This window comes from Alteromonas sp. WD8-37, assembly GCF_055326825.1.
Window position 1 is genome coordinate 19,929 of record NZ_JBUZOV010000011.1, and the last position, 18,969, is coordinate 38,897.

General features: G+C 52.6%; 15 protein-coding genes. 9 read left to right on the forward strand and 6 right to left on the reverse strand.

Annotation, left to right across the window (positions count from 1 at the left end; all coding sequences use genetic code 11):
• Positions 1-29: 29 nt before the first annotated feature.
• The 3 genes from bamB to ACTUJZ_RS15780 all read left to right on the forward strand — a co-directional run bounded on the left by bamB (position 30) and on the right by ACTUJZ_RS15780 (position 3,300).
• Complete coding sequence (gene bamB / locus ACTUJZ_RS15770) at positions 30-1,268, forward strand: outer membrane protein assembly factor BamB (protein ID WP_463637297.1); 1,239 nt, start codon at positions 30-32, stop codon at positions 1,266-1,268.
• Between the two features lie 141 nt (positions 1,269-1,409).
• The gene (gene der, locus ACTUJZ_RS15775; protein ID WP_463637298.1) at positions 1,410-2,855 is read left to right on the forward strand and encodes a ribosome biogenesis GTPase Der; all 1,446 of its coding nucleotides are present in this window, start codon (positions 1,410-1,412) and stop codon (positions 2,853-2,855) included.
• Between the two features lie 223 nt (positions 2,856-3,078).
• Positions 3,079-3,300, forward strand: coding sequence for a hypothetical protein (locus ACTUJZ_RS15780; protein WP_463637299.1), 222 nt, complete (start codon positions 3,079-3,081; stop codon positions 3,298-3,300).
• 339 nt (positions 3,301-3,639) lie between these two features.
• Here the strand turns inward: ACTUJZ_RS15780 and xseA are convergent, their stop codons facing one another.
• Positions 3,640-4,992, reverse strand: coding sequence for an exodeoxyribonuclease VII large subunit (gene xseA, locus ACTUJZ_RS15785; protein WP_463637300.1), 1,353 nt, complete (start codon positions 4,990-4,992; stop codon positions 3,640-3,642).
• A gap of 102 nt (positions 4,993-5,094) precedes the next feature.
• Between xseA and guaB the strand changes: the two genes are divergently transcribed.
• The 6 genes from guaB to ACTUJZ_RS15815 all read left to right on the forward strand — a co-directional run bounded on the left by guaB (position 5,095) and on the right by ACTUJZ_RS15815 (position 12,159).
• Positions 5,095-6,564: an IMP dehydrogenase gene (gene guaB, locus ACTUJZ_RS15790; RefSeq protein WP_463637301.1), complete on the forward strand. Its 1,470-nt coding sequence runs from the start codon at positions 5,095-5,097 to the stop codon at positions 6,562-6,564.
• Between the two features lie 63 nt (positions 6,565-6,627).
• Positions 6,628-8,205: a glutamine-hydrolyzing GMP synthase gene (guaA, locus tag ACTUJZ_RS15795; RefSeq protein ID WP_463637302.1), complete on the forward strand. Its 1,578-nt coding sequence runs from the start codon at positions 6,628-6,630 to the stop codon at positions 8,203-8,205.
• Positions 8,206-8,375: 170 nt separating this feature from the next.
• Complete coding sequence (locus ACTUJZ_RS15800; protein ID WP_463637303.1) at positions 8,376-9,404, forward strand: zinc-binding alcohol dehydrogenase family protein; 1,029 nt, start codon at positions 8,376-8,378, stop codon at positions 9,402-9,404.
• 120 nt (positions 9,405-9,524) lie between these two features.
• Complete coding sequence (locus ACTUJZ_RS15805) at positions 9,525-10,301, forward strand: HAMP domain-containing protein (RefSeq protein WP_463637304.1); 777 nt, start codon at positions 9,525-9,527, stop codon at positions 10,299-10,301.
• A gap of 2 nt (positions 10,302-10,303) precedes the next feature.
• Positions 10,304-11,134: a methyl-accepting chemotaxis protein gene (locus tag ACTUJZ_RS15810; protein ID WP_463637305.1), complete on the forward strand. Its 831-nt coding sequence runs from the start codon at positions 10,304-10,306 to the stop codon at positions 11,132-11,134.
• 38 nt (positions 11,135-11,172) lie between these two features.
• Positions 11,173-12,159, forward strand: a complete 987-nt coding sequence (locus tag ACTUJZ_RS15815; protein WP_463637306.1) for a histone deacetylase family protein — start codon at positions 11,173-11,175, stop codon at positions 12,157-12,159.
• On the opposite strand, the gene ACTUJZ_RS15820 is transcribed toward ACTUJZ_RS15815, so the two are convergent.
• The 5 genes from ACTUJZ_RS15820 to ACTUJZ_RS15840 form a co-directional block, all read right to left on the reverse strand.
• A complete protein-coding gene (locus ACTUJZ_RS15820) occupies positions 12,077-13,081 on the reverse strand; it encodes a phospholipase A (RefSeq protein WP_463637313.1) in 1,005 nt (334 codons plus the stop codon). The two genes, ACTUJZ_RS15815 and ACTUJZ_RS15820, sit on opposite strands and share 83 nt — an antisense overlap.
• Before the next feature lie 33 nt (positions 13,082-13,114).
• Entirely contained in the window at positions 13,115-13,954 is an 840-nt protein-coding gene (locus ACTUJZ_RS15825) for an MBL fold metallo-hydrolase (protein WP_463637307.1), read from the reverse strand.
• 27 nt (positions 13,955-13,981) lie between these two features.
• Positions 13,982-15,700 (reverse strand): proline--tRNA ligase, encoded by a 1,719-nt coding sequence (locus ACTUJZ_RS15830; RefSeq protein ID WP_463637308.1) that lies wholly within the window; start codon positions 15,698-15,700, stop codon positions 13,982-13,984.
• A gap of 78 nt (positions 15,701-15,778) precedes the next feature.
• Entirely contained in the window at positions 15,779-16,486 is a 708-nt protein-coding gene (tsaA, locus tag ACTUJZ_RS15835) for a tRNA (N6-threonylcarbamoyladenosine(37)-N6)-methyltransferase TrmO (protein WP_463637309.1), read from the reverse strand.
• A 231-nt stretch (positions 16,487-16,717) separates the two neighbouring features.
• Positions 16,718-17,983: a hypothetical protein gene (locus ACTUJZ_RS15840; RefSeq protein WP_463637310.1), complete on the reverse strand. Its 1,266-nt coding sequence runs from the start codon at positions 17,981-17,983 to the stop codon at positions 16,718-16,720.
• Positions 17,984-18,969 lie beyond the last annotated feature (986 nt).

Sequence of the window (18,969 nt, forward strand, 5' to 3'; positions counted from 1 at the left end):
TAGTGGATTTGTCACGAGTAACAACAAGCGTGTCTGGACGTAAAACCAAGCAACTGGGGCTGGCGCTGGTGCTTACTACCGCGTTAAGCGGCTGTACCACAGTATCTAACTGGTTTGCCGAAGAAGAAGAAATCGCCATTCGCACTCTCAAGCCGATTGATGTGCAATTTGCGCCACAGGAAGTCTGGGAAGAGTCGGTGGGTGACGGTATCGGCGACTATTTTTCCCGCTTGCGTCCGGTCAGTGATGGCGAAACCGTGTTTGTGGCCAGCCGCCATGGCATGGTCAAAGCACTGGATGCGGCTAACGGCGAGACCCGCTGGGAACAGGACTTTGCCAATTATGATGATGAAGGAATGTTAAGCAGCATCTCTCGTTTATGGCAATCCGGCCAGTCTGCGCGTATTGGTGGCCTGGCTCTGGAAAGTGGCATTTTGTACATCGGCACTGAAAATGGCGCGGTGATGGCCCTGGATGCCAGCACCGGTGAGCTAAACTGGAGTGCCTCTGTACCCGGTGAAATCATGGCTGCGCCAGCCGTTGGCGAAAACACTGTCGTGGTGAACACCGGCGCTGGCAGCCTGTTTGCCCTGAACGCAGAAACCGGCGAGCAGTTGTGGGTGAGCGAGGGCGATGTGCCACCGCTGAGCCTGCGCGGTATTTCGACGCCGGTTGTCGCCAGTGGCGGTGCGCTGGTAGGGACTCCCACCGGTAAGGTGCAGGTGAATATTCTTGACTCGGGCATGGTGGCCTGGGAAACCGCCATCACCCAACCCTCTGGAGCCACCGAACTTGAGCGAATTGTGGATGTGGATGTGACCCCTGTGTTATACGGCGGTATCGTCTATGCTATCTCGTACAACGGTACCCTGGCAGCGATTGAACTGCGTAGCGGCCGCGTTATCTGGAAACGTGAATACGGGGCCTATCGCGATCTGAGCCTGAACAACAATCAGTTGTTTGTGGTCGATACCAACTCTGTGGTGTATGGCCTGGACCGTCGTAATGGCGTGGAAATGTGGTCTCAAAGCTCGATGAAAAAGCGTAACCTGACCGAAGCGCAGCCGGTGGGCGAGCATCTGGTGGTCGGTGATCGCTGGGGCTTTATTCACTGGATTGAGCAGGAAACCGGTAAAGTTGTGGCCCGCTATGATTTAGGCGGCGACGACGAAGACGAGTCGGTGTATGTGTCACCGTTGCCGGTAGGCGATAAAATCATCGCGGTCACCCGGGATGGCACAGTGGCAGCCCTGACCAGCGGCCAGTAAATCGCCGCTTGGCAGGCAGCCTTACTGGCTGACGGCAGCGCCACAACCCGCTATAATCAACACAATATGCGTTACTAGCACAGGCCGCGTGAATCGCGGCCTGTTTGTTATCACTCTCTTTTTTTCATGTAGGAATACATCATGTTGCCTGTAGTTGCACTGGTAGGTCGGCCGAATGTGGGTAAGTCGACGTTATTTAACCGCTTAACCAATACGCGCGATGCGTTGGTGGCCGATTATCCCGGCCTGACCCGCGATCGTAAGTATGGCCAGGCCACCTATGATAAAAAACAATTTATCGTAGTGGATACCGGCGGGATTACCGGCGACGAGCAGGGCATTGATGAGCATATGGCACGTCAGTCGTTACTGGCCATTGATGAGGCGGATGTGGTGCTGTTTATGGTGGACGCCCGGGCCGGCCTGATGCCCGGTGACCAGGCAATTGCCGAGCATCTGCGCAAGGTAAACAAAAAAGTGTACCTAGTGGCGAACAAGGTCGACGGCATTGATGGTACCAGTGAAAGTGCTGAATTTTATGCACTGGGCTTAGGCCAGGTGTATCAGATTGCGGCCGCCCATGGCCGTGGTGTCTCGCAGCTGTTGGACACCTCGCTGACCCCGCTAAGTGACGAGTTTCCCGATATGCCGGTGCCAGAGCGCACTGAGCAGGAAGAACTTACTCCTGAAGAGCAACTGGAGCGCCTGCAAAGCCTGCCCATCAAGCTGGCTATCGTGGGTAAGCCCAATGTGGGCAAATCGACCCTGACCAACCGGATCCTGGGCGAAGAACGGGTGGTAGTCTACGACTTGCCAGGTACCACCCGCGACAGTGTGTATATTCCGCTGGAACGCGATGAGCGCGAATATGTGATCATCGATACCGCCGGGGTGCGTAAGCGCCGCAAAATCTCTGAAGCAGTCGAAAAGTTTTCTATCGTGAAAACCTTGCAGGCCATTGAAGAATCCAATGTGGTGCTGCTGGTAGTGGATGCCCGCGAAGGGATCACCGACCAGGATTTGAGCCTGCTAGGCTTTGTGCTGAATTCCGGTCGCTCGCTGGTGGTGGCGGTAAACAAATGGGACGGCCTGACCACGGATATCAAAGATGAAGTGAAGCGCGAGCTTGACCGCCGTTTGGGCTTTATCGATTTTGCCCGCCTGCACTTTATTTCGGCCTTGCATGGCTCCGGCGTCGGTAATCTTTTTGATTCGGTAAAAGAAGCTTATGAAAGTGCCACTAAGCGGGTCAGCACATCCTTACTGACGCAAATCATGGAAATGGCGCAGGAAGAGCATAAACCACCGCTGGTGCGTGGCCGCCGGGTGAAGATGAAATATGCCCATGCCGGGGGCTATAATCCGCCGGTAGTGGTGATCCACGGCAACCAGGTGGACGACCTGCCTGGCGCATATAAACGCTATTTGATGAATTATTTCCGCCGCTCGTTAAATGTGATGGGTACCCCCATTCGCATTGAGTTCCGCGAAGGCGCCAACCCGTTTGAAAATAAGAAAAACAAGCTGACCCTGTCGCAGGAGCGCCAGCGCAAACGCTTAATGACCCATCATAAAAAGCGCAAATAATTATTCCCTTAAAAGCCAGTCAGCCGACTGGCTTTTTTGTTTGTCTATGATGCCAGACGCTGTTCTGAGCACATGTATCATGTAGCCACTAAAACCCGCCCTGAGTACAGTTTTTTCCTAACCGCGGCACGACTATGCTCTTCATGTCGGCTAAACCGGGCTGGCAATCCTGGCGTGCAGCAATGCACACGGGATCACACATTTCATAGTCAAAGGAATAACTATGCACACATTAACAACTCAGGATTTGTATCAGGTCAGTGGTGGTGAAACAAATTGGGGGCAATTAGGCGCGGGCGCCGCATTGATTGGTGTAAGTGTTGCGATTGCGGCCACGCCGGTGGGGTGGGTCGGCATCGCTGCAGCAAGCGCTGCATCCTTTGGAGGCGGCTTTATCGTAGGGGATAGTTTACAGCACGAATTCGAGCGTTTTTATCGCTGGTAAAACGAAGCGGGCTAGCCCGCTTTCATCAATTTAATCTAGTTTTACTGACGAATTTACTTTCAATTAATTTATGAGGCCGCTATGAAAATTATCAGTCGAGGGCTTGAACACGGCCAACGTGTAATTTGGGCTCTACTCTTGGGGATGCTAGCCGGAAGTGCGGTCGATTTACACCAAGATACTTTCCCAACTTTTTTTGGCGTGGTTGGGTTACTGGCAGCACTTCTATGCTATTTAGTGCTCAGATTAAAAGCAACGACGTCATAGTAGAATACCCAACGCGTCACAGTTTGTTTAAGAGTAGCCATATTCCGCGATATGACTACACCTAACTAAGCTTTACTTCGTGGATTTTTCGGACACCGTGCTAACTAACACCCCATCAGCCACCCGGGTTTCAAGCTGCTGGCCGGTCTCCACGGCTTCTACGGAGGTTACCGGTTTGCCCTGGGCAAAGGTAATACTGTAGCCGCGGGCCAGGGTGGCCAGCGGACTGACTGAATGTAGTAGTTGCGCCGTGCTGGCTAAGCGTTGGCGTTCATTGTATAACTGTTTGGCCATGGCACCGGCCAGGCGCTGATGCAGGCTTTGGGTTTTGTCATCCAAGCGGTTTAAGCGTTGTTGCGGATCCTGGCGGTACAGCCGATTGGTTAACTGTTGCTGGTGCTGGTTGCTGCGGGCTAGTCGGGTTTGCATCTGATGAGTCAGGCGCAGTTGCAAACGATCAATATGCTGCGACTGCGTTTGCAGGCGCACCGATGGGTGCACCAGCTGCAACTGTTGAATGGCAGCGCGCTGGCGGTGCCGGGCTTGCTGCAATTGTGACTGCCATGCCCGCAACAGGGCGGTGCGGCGACTGGCCACTCGTTCCAGCAAGGCCAGCGTGTCCTGACTTAACAGCTCAGCCCCGGCCGACGGGGTAGGGGCGCGCAAATCCGCCACAAAATCTGCGATGGTCACATCCACTTCATGGCCCACCGCACTGACCACCGGAATGTGGCTTTCGGCAATGGCATACGCCAATTGCTCATCATTAAAACACCATAAATCTTCCAGAGACCCGCCACCGCGGGTTAGCAAGATCACATCCACTTCTTGCCGCCGATTAGCTGTTTGCAGTGCACTGATGAGCTGGCTGGCCGCGCTGTCGCCCTGGACCAGGCTAGGGTAAACAATCACCTCTGTGGCCGGGCTGCGTCTCTTGAGCACGGTGAGCACATCGTGTAAGGCCGCGCCGGATGCCGAGGTGATAATGCCGATGCGGCGCACCACGTCAGGCAACGCTTGCTTGCGGGCCGGATCAAACCAGCCATCTTGCTGCAGGCGCAGTTTAAGCGCATCAAATTGTTGTTTGAGCTGGCCTTCACCATCGCTTTCCATGTGTTCAACAATCAGCTGATAGTCGCCCCGTGGCTCATACAGCCCCACCGAGGCGCGCACCAGGATCTTATCACCCTCTTTGGGCCGTTGCCTGACCGTCCGGTTAGCATTTTTAAACATGGCCGCGCGCACCTGCGCTTTATTATCTTTCAGGGTAAAATACCAGTGACCGGACGCCGCCGTCACAAAGTTGGACACTTCTGCCGAGAGCCAGATCAGGCCAATTTCGCCTTCCAGCACGGTACGGGCCAGGCGATTGAGTTTGGTAACGCTGAGAATTTGGCGGCTGGTGCTCGGCGGGGTATATAACATGGTTAAAAATTCTTCCTGTTTAAGCTCAAATACAGTTTACCTGAAACTGAAAAAACACTACAATTGCGCCGCAATTAACCCTCGACTAAAAGGTGTTGTTGCATGCTCCGTATCGTTCAAGAAGCCCTGACCTTCGATGATGTGCTGCTGGTTCCCGGCCACTCAGAGGTTCTTCCCCACACCGCAAATCTGCAAACCAAACTGACGCGTAAAATCTCGCTCAATATTCCTATGGTGTCTGCTGCCATGGATACTGTGACCGAAGCGCGCCTGGCCATCGCTCTGGCTCAGGAAGGTGGCATGGGGTTTGTGCACAAAAATATGCGAGCCGAAGAGCAGGCCCGGCATGTACGTGAAGTCAAAAAGTACGAAAGTGGCGTGGTCTCCGACCCGGTCACTGTATCAAAAGACACGCCGCTGGGCGATGTTCTTGCATTAAGCAAGCGCATGGGCTATTCCGGTTTCCCTGTCACCGACGATAAAAATAACCTGATTGGTATCGTCACCGGCCGTGATATGCGGTTTGAAAACCGCTTAGAGCTGCCGGTAGAAAAAGTGATGACCGGCAAAGATAAGCTGGTCACGGTCAAAGAAGGTGCCAGTTCAGAACAGGTGCTGGAACTGATGCACGCCAACCGGATTGAAAAAATTCTGGTGGTCGATGATGACTTCCGCCTGACCGGCCTCATCACAGTAAAAGATTTCCAGAAAGCCGAAAGCAAACCAAACGCATGTAAAGACTCGCTGGGTCGCTTGCGCGTGGGTGCTGCGGTGGGCGTAGGCCCGGGCACCGATGAGCGCATCGAATTGCTGGTGGACGCCGGCGTCGACGTATTGTTAATTGATACTTCACACGGCCATTCACAGGGGGTTATCGACCAGGTCGCTCGCATTCGTAAAGCCTATCCTGACTTGCAAATTATTGCTGGTAACGTGGCCACAGCCGCCGGTGCCAAAGCGCTGGTTGATGCCGGTGTGGATGCGGTCAAGGTGGGTATCGGCCCTGGTTCTATCTGTACCACCCGGATTGTTACCGGTGTCGGTGTACCGCAAATCAGTGCCGTATCCGATGCAGTGGATGCTATCGAAGGCTCTGGCGTACCTATCATTGCCGATGGCGGTATTCGTTTTTCAGGCGATATCGCCAAAGCCCTGGCGGCGGGCGCAAGCTGCGTCATGGTCGGCAGCATGCTGGCTGGTACCGAAGAAGCTCCGGGCGAAGTAGAACTGTATCAGGGCCGCTATTACAAATCATACCGCGGCATGGGCTCGCTGGGCGCCATGGACCAGAAAAATGGCTCATCAGATCGTTATTTCCAGGATCCGAACAGCGCCGATAAGCTGGTGCCAGAGGGTATTGAAGGGCGGGTGGCTTATAAAGGCCCCATCGCCAATATCATCCACCAGCAAATGGGCGGCCTGCGTTCGTCCATGGGCCTGACCGGCTGTCCAACCATCGACAGCCTGCGCACCGAAGCCAAATTTGTGCGCGTCACCTCAGCCGGTATGGGTGAGTCACATGTACACGATGTGAGCATCACCAAAGAAGCGCCCAACTACCGCATGGGCTAACGCATCCTGCGCATTATCAGGCTGGCTTGACCAGCCTGATTCATTTTTACAACAGGTAACACTATGACCAAGAATATTCATGACCAACGAATTCTGATCCTGGACTTTGGTTCCCAGTACACCCAGCTGATCGCGCGTCGGGTGCGTGAGATCGGCGTATACTGCGAATTATGGGCGTGGGATGTCACCGAAGAGCAGATTCGTGAATTTAATCCGCAAGGGATCATCTTATCCGGCGGCCCGGAATCGGTCACCGAACTGAACTCGCCGCGCGCGCCCGAATACGTGTTCAATGCTGGCGTGCCAGTATTAGGCGTGTGCTACGGCATGCAGACCATGGCCGAACAGTTGGGCGGCAGTGTGTTTGGCTCTAACAAGCGCGAATTTGGCTATGCCCAGGTTGAAGTCTCCAAGCCTTGCCCGCTGCTGGCCAAAATTGAAGATCACATCAGCGACAATGGCAATGCGTTGCTGGATGTCTGGATGAGCCACGGTGACAAGGTAGAATCCATACCGCCCGGTTTTGAAACCACCGCGCATACACCTTCGTGCCCCCACGCTGCTATGTACAACGCCGACAAACAATTTTACGGCGTACAGTTTCACCCGGAAGTGACCCATACCCGCCAGGGCATGCGTTTACTGACCCATTTTATTATGGATATCTGCGGTTGTGAAAAACTCTGGACAGCAGGTGCCATCATCGACGATGCCATTGCTCGCATCAAAGAAAAGGTTGGCAAGGACCATGTGATCCTGGGCTTATCTGGCGGAGTGGATTCCTCTGTGGTGGCCATGCTGGTACACCAGGCCATCGGTGATCAGCTGACCTGTGTATTTGTCGATAATGGCTTGCTGCGTCTCAATGAAGGTCAGCAGGTGATGGATATGTTTGGTGACCACTTTGGTTTAAATATTATCAAAGTAGATGCCGAAGAGCGCTTTTTAAATGCACTGGCCGGTGAAGCCGACCCGGAAGCCAAGCGCAAGATCATCGGTAATGAGTTTGTGCGCGTATTTGATGAAGAAGCCTCTAAGCAAACTGATGCCAAGTGGTTGGCCCAGGGCACTATTTACCCTGATGTGATTGAGTCAGCCGGCTCGGCCACAGGTAAAGCCCATGTAATCAAATCGCACCACAATGTGGGGGGCTTACCGGAAGACATGAAAATGGGGCTGGTGGAGCCACTGCGCGAATTGTTTAAAGACGAAGTGCGCAAGATTGGTCTGGAACTGGGCTTGCCTTATGACATGCTTTATCGCCATCCGTTTCCAGGGCCGGGCCTGGGCGTTCGCGTGCTTGGTGAAATCAAAAAAGAATATTGCGACCTGCTGCGTCAGGCTGATGCCATCTTTATTGAAGAATTGCATGCAGCTGATCTGTACCATAAAGTCAGCCAGGCCTTTACCGTATTCTTACCGGTGCGCTCAGTTGGCGTGATGGGCGATGCCCGTAAATACGACTGGGTAGTCTCGCTGCGTGCGGTTGAAACCATCGACTTTATGACCGCCCACTGGGCGCACCTGCCATATGATTTCTTAGGTCGCGTCTCCAACCGCATTATCAATGAGATTGATGGTATCTCCCGGGTGGTGTACGACGTCTCCGGCAAACCGCCGGCCACCATCGAGTGGGAATAACCTGACTAAAAAGCTGCCCCCGGGCAGCTTTTTTTATGCTCATTCCTAAGCCCGTCTGCGTACCACGTATGGAAATTGCGCGGACAATCAGATTTAATCAAATTTGCCTTAATCTTCTAACCACCCTGGCCGATAGCAGGCCAGACTCGCCCGTATACAGGAGCACAACCATGATTGCATTCGGCTATAAGCAAGCCAGTCCCGACCTTCACGACAACGCGATTGCCCCGGTTAATCTGGCTAAGCCGGTGCCGGCTGGCCGCGACTTGCTGGTAAAAATTGCCGCGATTTCTGTGAATCCGGTAGATACTAAAATTCGCCGCAACGTGGAGCCGGATGCTGACAGTTTTAAAATATTAGGCTGGGATGCAGTGGGCGTAGTCGAAGCCACCGGCAGTAACTGCGAGTTGTTCAAAGCCGGGGACCGGGTGTTTTATGCCGGTGATATTTCCCGCCCAGGCAGTAATGCCGAGTATCAGCTGGTGGATGAGCGTATTGTCGGCCATGCGCCTGCTTCGCTCAGTGATGCTGAAGCCGCAGCCTTGCCGCTGACCTCCCTGACCGCCTGGGAGTTGTTGTTCAGCCGGTTGCAGGTGCCGCAGGATGAAACTGGCCGTGAACAAAAGCTATTGATCGTAGGCGCGGCCGGTGGGGTAGGCTCCATCATGATCCAGCTGGCCAAGCAACTCACGCATTTGACGGTGATTGCCACTGCCTCACGCCCGCAAACCCAGCAGTGGGTGACCGAGCTGGGCGCCGATGTGGTGATTGACCACAGCCAGCCGCTGGATGAGGCGTTACAGGCTGCCGGTATTGATGAAGTGGACTATGTCGCCAGCCTGACCCACACCGCCAGCCATTTTGATGCCTGCGTAAAGAGCCTTAAAGCGCAGGGTAAATTTGGCCTGATTGATGACCCGGATACGCTGGACGTGAAAGCGCTCAAGCGCAAAAGCATTTCATTGCACTGGGAGTTTATGTACACCCGCTCGTTGTTTAATACCCCGGACATGATTGAGCAGCACCATATCTTAAATTATGTGGCTTCACTGGTGGATGATAAAACTCTCACCACCACCCTGGGTGAGCATTTAGGTGCCATCACCGCGGCCAACCTGATTCAGGCGCACCGTATCCTCGAGTCCGGCAAAGCCAAAGGTAAGCTGGTGCTGGAAGGGTTTAAAACCGACATGAGTTAAATACCGTCAGGCCTCAGGCAATACACCGGGGCCTGCATTGCTGCTATTTGGCGTTTCGTAACATTTGTGACATGTATTTTGTGTTAACTGTATTTTTGCTGTCTTATTAGGGAAATTCTCATGCGCTTTACCAGTATCAGCCGTCTGGTCATGACCCCCGTTCTTCTTGCCCTGGTTATTCTGGTGGCACTCAACGCCGCCTCGATTTACAAATCTTTTGCGCTGCTCACCAATTTCGATACGCTGGATCGCACGCTGATGCAGGCAGAGCGCGACGCCAATGTGGCACTTTCTACGTTTAAAACCCAGGTCCAGGAATGGAAAAATGTGCTGTTACGGGGCAGCGAAACCGCTGATAGGGAAAAGTACTGGGCCCGCTTTCAGCAGCGCGAAGCAGAAATCACCAGTATCATGCAGCAGCTACAGCAAAATCCACATATCAGCGCCACTGCCCGAGAGCACGTACAAAAATTTCTAGCAGCCCATGCGTTGATGGCTGATAAATATCGGCAAGGGTATGACGCCTTCATCGCCTCAGGCTTTAATGCTGCCGCTGGCGATGACTTTGTGCGTGGTATCGACCGGGCGCCGGCCAGCCTGCTCAGCCAGATTGCCGAGGATATTGCCGGTCAGTCTCAGCTGGCCTTTACTGATTTACGTCAGGGCACAGCGCAAACCTTGTGGCTGATTTTGATTGCCGCGGTGGTGCTGTCCGTGGCCTGTACCACCGGCGTGATCATGATTTTGCGCCGTCAGGTAATAAAGCCGGTAAAGCACATTGCCCGGGCGCTGACCGCGCTGGCGGCAAACCGTTATGATGAACCGCTGACTTATCACAGCCAGCATGAATTAGGCACGCTGGCCGCTCACTGCAATATAAACTGCAGAACACCGTAGCTATGTTGCAAGGCGCCGAACAACAGATGAATCATGCCGCCGGCACGCTGGGTGAGGTGAGCCAGGCCATCCAGTATGGGGCTGATGAACAGTCGGCATCCAGCCAGTCGCTCAGTACCAGTACCACTCAGTTGGGCGATATTGTGCAAAATCTGGTAGCCATCACCGATCAGGTCGCCGCGGCCACCAGCACTTCGCAGCAGCATGTGGCTACCTGTTACACCACCTTTGAAACCGCCAATAAAGGCTTTCACGAGCTTGCGGCCACGGTCAGCCGCTCGGCTGAAACCGTTAACCAGTTGCAGGCGCGTAGCGCCAATATTTTGCGGGTGGTCAATGTGATCAATGAAATTGCGGATCAGACCAATCTGCTGGCATTGAATGCGGCAATTGAAGCGGCCCGAGCCGGTGAGCATGGCCGGGGGTTTGCGGTGGTGGCCGATGAAGTACGGGCGCTGGCGGCCAAAACCCAGCAGTCGACGCAGCAAATCAATGATATTTTGTCGTCCTTTGAAGCCGAGTCGCGCCAGGCGGTCGAGGTGATGGAAGCCGGTCGGTCGCTGGCCGACACCAATGCGCAGGAAGCATCCACCGCCTTGTCGCTGCTTAATGAAGTGGTGGACAATATTCGTGATACTGCCAGCGTTGTCGAAGCGCTCAATGCTGCAGCCGATGAGCAGGAAGCGGTATTGCGTGATGTTGAAGGCGTCATCGCCCGGGTGGTGGAGTCTTCCCAGCGCTATCATGAGCTGTCGCAACGCAACGATATCTCTGCGGCGATGAAAAATATGTCAGGTGATATGGAAAAGCTGGTGGTGTCGCTGAGCCATTGATAAGCTCAGGCCCATCATTGGTATAACCAGGAGCCGGTTTGTCGATACCGCTTGTTTTTGACCCCATCTACAGCCAGCTGACCTTGCCCGTGCGGCATCGCTTTCCCATTGAAAAATATCAGGGAATAAAAGACGCCCTGGCGGCCCAGGGTGTAGCCGAACAACAGTTTTACCAGCCTAAGCCGGTCAGCCCTGATTTGCTGCGCCACTGGTATGCCCGAGATTATGTGGATGCATTACTCACCGGCACACTGGATAGCAAAGCCATGCGCCGGATTGGCTTTCCCTGGTCAGAACAATTGCTTCGCCGCACTCTGACTGCGGTGGGGGGCACCTGTCAGACGGCCGCGCTGGCCTTAGAACACGGCCTGGCGCTGAATCTTACCGGGGGGTATCACCACGCCTTTGCCGACTATGGCTCGGGGTTTTGTTTGTTCAATGATTTGTATCTGGCCGCCCGGCAGATGCAGCGCCAGCCAGGCATCGACAATGTGCTGATTATTGATTGCGATGTGCACCAGGGCGATGGCACCGCCGCGCTGGCTACCGGCGATGACAGCATTTATACCTTATCCCTGCATGGCGAGAAAAACTTTCCCTATCGTAAACAACAGTCTGATTTAGATATTGGTCTGCCTAAATATTGCGAGGATGAGGAGTACTTACACACGCTTGAAAGCGCGCTGGCCGTCGCTTTTCGTTGCTTTAGTCCGGATGCGGTGATCTATGATGCCGGTGTGGATGTGCATACCAATGATGATTTGGGGCTGTTAAATATTTCCACCGCGGGTGTATTGGCCCGCGATACCCTGGTGATTGAGCACTGCCAGCGTGCCGGCTTACCGATCGCCTGTGTAATTGGCGGTGGCTACCAACGGGATATTGATGCGCTGGTGGCGGTGCATCTGCAGCTGTACCGGGCGGCCGGGGTTATCGGTCCGGCTACAAAAACATCAGCTGAAAGCCCAGCCCAATACGCTCCTGGGAACGGTCATAATCAATCAGTGAGTCACCATAGCCGTTAAAATACTGCAGCAGTACTTCATACCGGTCAGACAGCGGGTAGGTCAGGTTGAGCTCGATACTGCCACGGTTGGTGTTGAAATTAAGGTTGTTGCGCACCCGGGCCAGCAATTTAAAATTACCCATTTTGGTGCCATAGCCCAGCTCCATGCGACCGTAATAATCCTGAATGTTGGGATTGTCATCACCGGTGGGGTCGAGCGGCGAGTCTTTGTCATCTTCGGGGATGCGGTACCAGGCTTTTAAATAATACAGGCTGTCATAATCAGAAAATAACACACTGGCAAACAGGCGGTTCCAGCTGCGCGAGCGCAGCCCGCTCTGGCCGTTGGACATATGATTAAAGCCCACCTGCACCGCATCAAAATCATAGCCCAGCACGGTCAAATCTGCCGCTTGCTGATAAAACACTTCCGGCGAATAATTGGTTTCGCGAAATGGTTTTGACACCTCGCTGTTGTAAAGCTGCCAGAAGGAGGTGAGGGTGAAGCCAAAAAAGACACCGTCCACCGTATCTTCGCGTAAATATACCGGCAGTTTCACACTGATTTGAAACTTGGCTTCTTTGTTGTCTACGGTGTCGGTGGTCAGTTCTTCGTTACCTACGGCGTTAGGGTTGGTCACATAGGTGAGTGGCAGCACAAAATTTGGATGATGCTGGGTGATCACAAACAGATTATCCAGCGCACTTTTGTCGGCCTGAAAGCGCGAGGACAAAATCCCCGGGCCTTGTTTGGCTGTTTCTGTTTCGCTGAAGGCTGTCTCTGTCTGGCTCGAGGCCGTTGCTGCCTGGCTCGAGGCCGTTTCCGTTTCACCGGTAACAGGAGCTGGTTGCGACGTTTGCGCCAGGGCCGGGCTGCTCAGTGCCCATAAGCTTACAGTCAGGGCCAGCCCGTGCCGGCAACAGGTATTAATTCCGGACACAGACAAGGCTGGCTCCTCAAAACAATGATTAGATTATAGCGGCAGGCTCAGGCCTTCTGCGGCTGCCAGCAGGGTCAGCGGCGACTCAGCCACTTCTATATACATTTGGCAATGGGCCACCACCGCATCAATGTCATCATCGGTACGCGCCGGATCATGGCTATACAGCGCCACCGCTTTGGCATTGCAAGCCATGGCCAGTTTAACGGCCTCTTCGGCCACCGAGTGCCCCCAGCCTGATTTAGCCGGCATGTCCGATACCATGTACTGGGCATCATGAATGATTAAGTCGGCGCCGCGGGCAAACTCTACAAAGGACAAAAAGTCAGTTTCTTTTTTATACGGCGGATATAACTCGTTATCGGTCATGTACACCAGCTTGGCACCATCGGCATGAATGGCGTAAGCCGAGCCGCGACCCGGATGGTTCATGGGCAAGCGGTCAATGGTGGCCGTGCCTATTTGCCACTGGCTGATTTCTTCATCCAGGACTTTGAGCTGGATTTTTGACGACAATGCGCTGGAGGGTACCGGAAACACCGAGCCCTGCATCTGGCGCAAGATCTGATCATGTTCGGGCAGGGTGGTTTGCCCAGGGGTGATAAAAATAGGGCGGCCTTGCTGATAAATCGGGGCAAAAAAAGGAAAGCCCTGAATATGGTCCCAGTGATTGTGGGTCAACAGCAGGTGGATGGGCGTAGATTTTTGAATAAGCACATTACCCAGTTCGCGGATGCCGGTACCGGCATCCAGGATAATGTCTGTACCGTCGTCGAGCGCCACATGCACGCAGGCAGTATTGCCGCCATAGCGCACGTAATCCTTGCCCGGAGTGGGGATAGAACCGCGCACTCCGTAAAATGTCACCTGCATGTGCTCTCCTGCGCCGTGCCCTGGCGGTTACAAGGTTGCGATGAAGTCGGCGATGGTATCAATGTCCAGCAGCTGTTTGTCACCAGTACGGCGATTTTTGTATTCCACCTGCTGGTTGTCCAGGTTGCGCTCGCCAATCACGATACTGTGCGGAATGCCCACCAGTTCCATGTCGTTGAACATCACACCAGGGCGCTCTTTACGATCGTCAAACAGCACCTCAATACCCATCTCAGTTAGCTTAGCATACATGGCTTCGGCTGTGTCTTTGATGCGCTGGGATTTGTGCATGTTCATCGGGATCAGCGCCACCTTGAACGGGGCAATCGGATCAGGCCAGATGATGCCGAATTTGTCATGATTTTGTTCGATGGCCGCCGCCACAATCCGTGACACACCGATACCATAACAGCCCATGGTCAGCAGCTGGTGTTTGCCGGTTTCACTCAGCACACCACAGTTCATGGCTTTGGAGTATTTGTCGCCCAGCTGGAAAATATGGCCCACTTCGATGCCGCGTTTAATTTCCAGTACACCTTTGCCATCCGGTGACGGCTCGCCGGCTTCCACATTGCGGATATCGGCTTGCTGTGGTTCGCTTGCCCAGTTGGCATGGGTTTGTAAAGTGGCAGGCTGGCCAGCACCGGTTACAAAGTCGGCCAACGCAGCGGCACTGTAATCCACCACGACCGGCACTGGCAGCTGGGTGACATCGGCGCAAAGCAGGCTGTGGCCTAAAATACTCTGGGCTTTTTCCGCGCTTGCTTCTACCAGCGGGCTGGCCACTCCAGTCAGCTTTTCTGCTTTTACGCGGTTGAGGGTGTGGTCGGCACGCAATACCAGCGCCACCCAGTTGTCGGCAGTCTCGGCTTGCTCATCGTCATCGTCAGCTGCTGCTTTTACCAAAACAATCTTGACCGCCTGGCTGAGTGCCACATCATGACGGGCCAGGCTGTCTGCTAATGATTCATTATCCAGGGTCAGCGTGCTGCCATTGTCACCCGAAGGCGTTTGGGTTGTGTCAGGGCGCGCTGCAGCAGCCATTTCCACGTTGGCCGCGTAATCTGACTCGGTAGAAAAGGCAATGGCATCTTCACCGGAGGCCGCCAGCACGTGAAACTCGTGTGACACGCTACCACCAATGGCACCAGAGTCGGCGATAACCGCACGAAAATCCAGGCCCAGGCGGGTAAAGATATTGCTGTATGCCTGGTACATTTTTTCGTAGGTCTCTGCCAGGCTGGCATCATCCAGGTGGAAGCTGTAAGCATCCTTCATGGTAAATTCGCGGCCACGCATCACACCAAAACGGGGGCGTACTTCGTCGCGGAATTTTGTCTGGATTTGGTACAGGTTGACCGGCAGTTGTTTATAGCTGCTGATTTCATTACGCACCAGGGCGGTGATCACTTCTTCGTGGGTTGGCCCCAGTACAAAGTCACGTTGCGCGCGGTCTTTGACCCGCAGCAGCTCCGGGCCGTATTCATCCCAGCGGCCAGACTCCTGCCACAGATCGGCAGGCTGTACGACCGGCATCAGCACTTCAATGCCGCCGGCTTTGTCCATTTCTTCACGCACCACATTGGCGATTTTATTCAATACCTTCAGGCCAGACGGCAACCAGGTGTACAGCCCTGATGCCAGCTTTCTGATCATGCCGGCACGCAGCATCAGCTGGTGACTGGTAATTTCGGCTTCCGCCGGAGTTTCTTTTTGAGTGGCAAGTAGGTATTGGCTTGTACGCATTTCGGGCGTTTCATCCTTTGGGAAAATTGACAACGGCGCGTAGTTTAGCAGTATAAAAATACGCAAAAAAGCAAATTCTTACCCAACCGCCGGTTGCAGGCCGGTTACCTCTATGTGTCCCTGGCGAACCTGCCATGCCACATCCAGATCGTACAGCATGACTTTGTATTCTTTCGGATCCTCATCCAGCTGTTGGCGATAGGCCGGGCGTGGATCTTGCTGCAAGGTGGCAACCAATAAAGCTTGCAGATCGGGGTGGCGGGTAAGTGCTGCTGCCAGCTGGGTCTGCGCCTGAGGGGTAAAGTGCACCTTGCGCTGCGGAATAGGGGCCAACTGGTCCAGCCCGTCGGTGGCCTCAGGGTGGCTGTCGGCATAACCCAGGTAGGGTTTGATATCCACGATGGGGGTTTGGTCGAGTAAATCGACGCCACTGACGTTGAGTACCGGTTTGCCATTTTCTATGACAACGCCCTCGTTACGCACCACCGACATGCCTAAATGGTTGGGGCGGTGGGTACTGCGGCTGGCAAACACGCCGATGGTGGCATTGCCGCCTAACCGCGGCGCTTTAACGGCCGGTTTCCAGCCGCGGGCAATATTTTGATGAAAAAGAAAAATCAGCCACAGGTGGCTGTATTGCTCGAGCCCCTTAAAACAAGCCGGGTCATCAAAGCCGGGCAAAAAATGCAGTTGCCCCTGCGCCCCAGCGAGGTTCGACTGCCGCGGAATGGCAAATTTTTGTTTAAACGGCGTATGGATGGTAGCAACCGGCGCAAGCGAATACACAATAACCCTAGAAACGATATGAAAGAGTGATGGTGCTGATTATACAGATTTTGCAGGGGAGTGAGGGAGAGGGATTAAGTTATAGATACTGGTGCTGAAGTGGTAAATAGCACTTAAAATTGTAAAAGGTAGGTTCAGTACACGTAACGGTGAAAATCACTAAACCAGAAAAATGCCAGCCTGGCTTATCGGCTGGCATTGTTAGTTAATTCTGGTCATCCACTTAAGACATTATTCAGTAGCGTCCATCAGGTCATGGTAATCGTTTTTGTAGCGTGAGTAGCTAAGGTCGTTGCCAGCTTCATCTACAAATTCTTCGTTATCCCACGCCTTGATAAATGCGGTGCTTTCTAAACCACCAGTTTCACCTGGCGTAAACTCGTACCCTTCAGGCAGTGCTTCTTGAGTGTAAACAGCCGGGTCATGGGCAATGGCACCCAGTAGATCCCAAACACGCTGCCGTTCAAGCACTGGTAAAGCGCCCTCAATATATTCAAACGCCAACATAAAATGCTTGTTCAAAAGCGCTTGGTCCAGTCCGTACTCATCTTCAGCGTCTACGTACATTGTCGCATCAATCGATTGATGTTCGCTGCGCTCAGCAAAAGCAAACCCGCCATACGCATAAGACTGACCTTTTGCATACCATACTGGCAGCGGGTTACCGTAAACTGAATGTGTTAGTGACTCTTGAGCCATTTGAAACAATGCAGTCCGTAACAAGCCAAAATACTCGTCTGGAATCGTATCGCTTGGCTTGGCGATGGCTACACCGGTATAGAATGACTCAAAATATGCTTCATTCTCATCATGCAGACACACCTTGATCTTATCAACATGTGATACCTCTTCGGCAGTCCAGCCATAGCCCCGGTAATCGGAAGCTTCAAGTACGAGCTCCAGACGCTGGGCATTATCAGCATTGATATAAGTTTCCCAGGCAATTGCACTTTGCTCGCTCTCGCTCAGCTCAGCATAATTATCAGGCAGGTCATTTTGCACCGAGTCTAAGTTTGCATAGCTTTCCACATAAGCATCAATCGCGAATTGAGGGATATTTCTGCGCTCAGACATGTACTCTGTCCAGCTTGTCTCTAGCGTGCCTAAAAACCCTTCCAGGCTCGACTCCACCCATCCGGCGACAAGTTCATAGTCCTGAGTTGTTGTGTCCGCGCTTCCAAACACCAATACTTTGTCTGTTTCAAAATAATTCGAGCTGTCGTTAACACAGGCTGAGGCCAGCTCGCCCATATTTTCGTATTCGCCGTCCAAAGAGACTTTACTGAAGGCGTTTACAGCACCACCTGTTTTTACCTCACCCTCAGCTTCCCGGGTAACCACTTCCTTACCACTATCTGTTTGAATGATGGATTCACCCTCTTCCAATACAGGGCTTGTATTTGTTCGTGAATCATCATCACCACCGCCGCCGCACGCTGCTAATAGCAGAGTCAAGCTCACTGCGACCGCTGATTTTTGACCTTTTAACATTTCCATATTGCAATCTCCTGAATTCTGGATACGTGAATGATGCATAAAAGAATTTTGGGTATGACAGTTGCACTCACAGATAAAGAGTAGAATCATTATCGAAACATCGAACGCGGGGAAGTAAGCTCTTCAGCAGATTTCAATATGAGGGCCATAGACATTTAACACCGTCAGGTTTTTTAAGTGTCGAGCTTCTTTCCTACAATATAAATAGTCAGTATTTTTCTGAAACTGCTAAAAACTAAACGGACAGCAATGAAATCTTTAGTTTAAATTGATTACATTATTTTGATTGAGTGCAATCACTTCCACAGAGGGTTACATTGAAGCAGAGTCAATGTGCCGCCAATGTCGAAAAATCCACCTTGTCCATAATTCTATATTGAATATTACTTCCCTGTATTTTTAATTAAATCACAATTTGATTTTCTACTCGTGATAAATGTGCGCAAGGGTCTGCCCGTTTGCGTGGGGCGTTTTATCATATTGCTAATCAGGGTGGGGCGTATAGAAATATATAACTGGTAAAAATAAAATATCCCTTTAGATGGATTTTATCTCTATGACTGGGGGATGGTAATTTTCTTATGTCTTGCAATGCCTGACTTCACTTAAACAATGACGTGAAAAACAATGTCAACATTAGCCTTAAAGCTTACGATTAATCATTTTATTTTTTTTCTCAAAATCACTTTAAAAGTTACTAGGTATAGATGCACTGTTTAATTATTAAGCTGCGCATGTAATGTAGAGTTGTACAGTTATTAAACTTTTCATAGTAGTGGCTTGTGATGCTATGACGAACAAACAAAAAATAATCATGGCGGCATTTTAGTAAGTTGCCAGCGACATTTTAGGAGATCCCGGCATTCGCGATGTATGGACTCCTCCCCCCCCGGAGGAGTATTTTGGTTATCGCCAAACAACCTCTAAAAGGAGTCCATACATGGCTGAATCTAACGTAATTGCTATCGACCTTGCAAAGAGTTCTT

Coding starts and splice junctions, on each gene's coding strand:
- ACTUJZ_RS15830 (WP_463637308.1), bottom strand. CDS start 15,700: ATGCGTACAAGCCAATACCTACTTGCCACTCAAAAAGAAACTCCGGCG.
- ACTUJZ_RS15800 (WP_463637303.1), top strand. CDS start 8,376: ATGATTGCATTCGGCTATAAGCAAGCCAGTCCCGACCTTCACGACAAC.
- ACTUJZ_RS15780 (WP_463637299.1), top strand. CDS start 3,079: ATGCACACATTAACAACTCAGGATTTGTATCAGGTCAGTGGTGGTGAA.
- guaB (WP_463637301.1), top strand. CDS start 5,095: ATGCTCCGTATCGTTCAAGAAGCCCTGACCTTCGATGATGTGCTGCTG.
- ACTUJZ_RS15840 (WP_463637310.1), bottom strand. CDS start 17,983: ATGGAAATGTTAAAAGGTCAAAAATCAGCGGTCGCAGTGAGCTTGACT.
- guaA (WP_463637302.1), top strand. CDS start 6,628: ATGACCAAGAATATTCATGACCAACGAATTCTGATCCTGGACTTTGGT.
- ACTUJZ_RS15810 (WP_463637305.1), top strand. CDS start 10,304: ATGTTGCAAGGCGCCGAACAACAGATGAATCATGCCGCCGGCACGCTG.
- ACTUJZ_RS15805 (WP_463637304.1), top strand. CDS start 9,525: ATGCGCTTTACCAGTATCAGCCGTCTGGTCATGACCCCCGTTCTTCTT.
- xseA (WP_463637300.1), bottom strand. CDS start 4,992: ATGTTATATACCCCGCCGAGCACCAGCCGCCAAATTCTCAGCGTTACC.
- der (WP_463637298.1), top strand. CDS start 1,410: ATGTTGCCTGTAGTTGCACTGGTAGGTCGGCCGAATGTGGGTAAGTCG.
- ACTUJZ_RS15825 (WP_463637307.1), bottom strand. CDS start 13,954: ATGCAGGTGACATTTTACGGAGTGCGCGGTTCTATCCCCACTCCGGGC.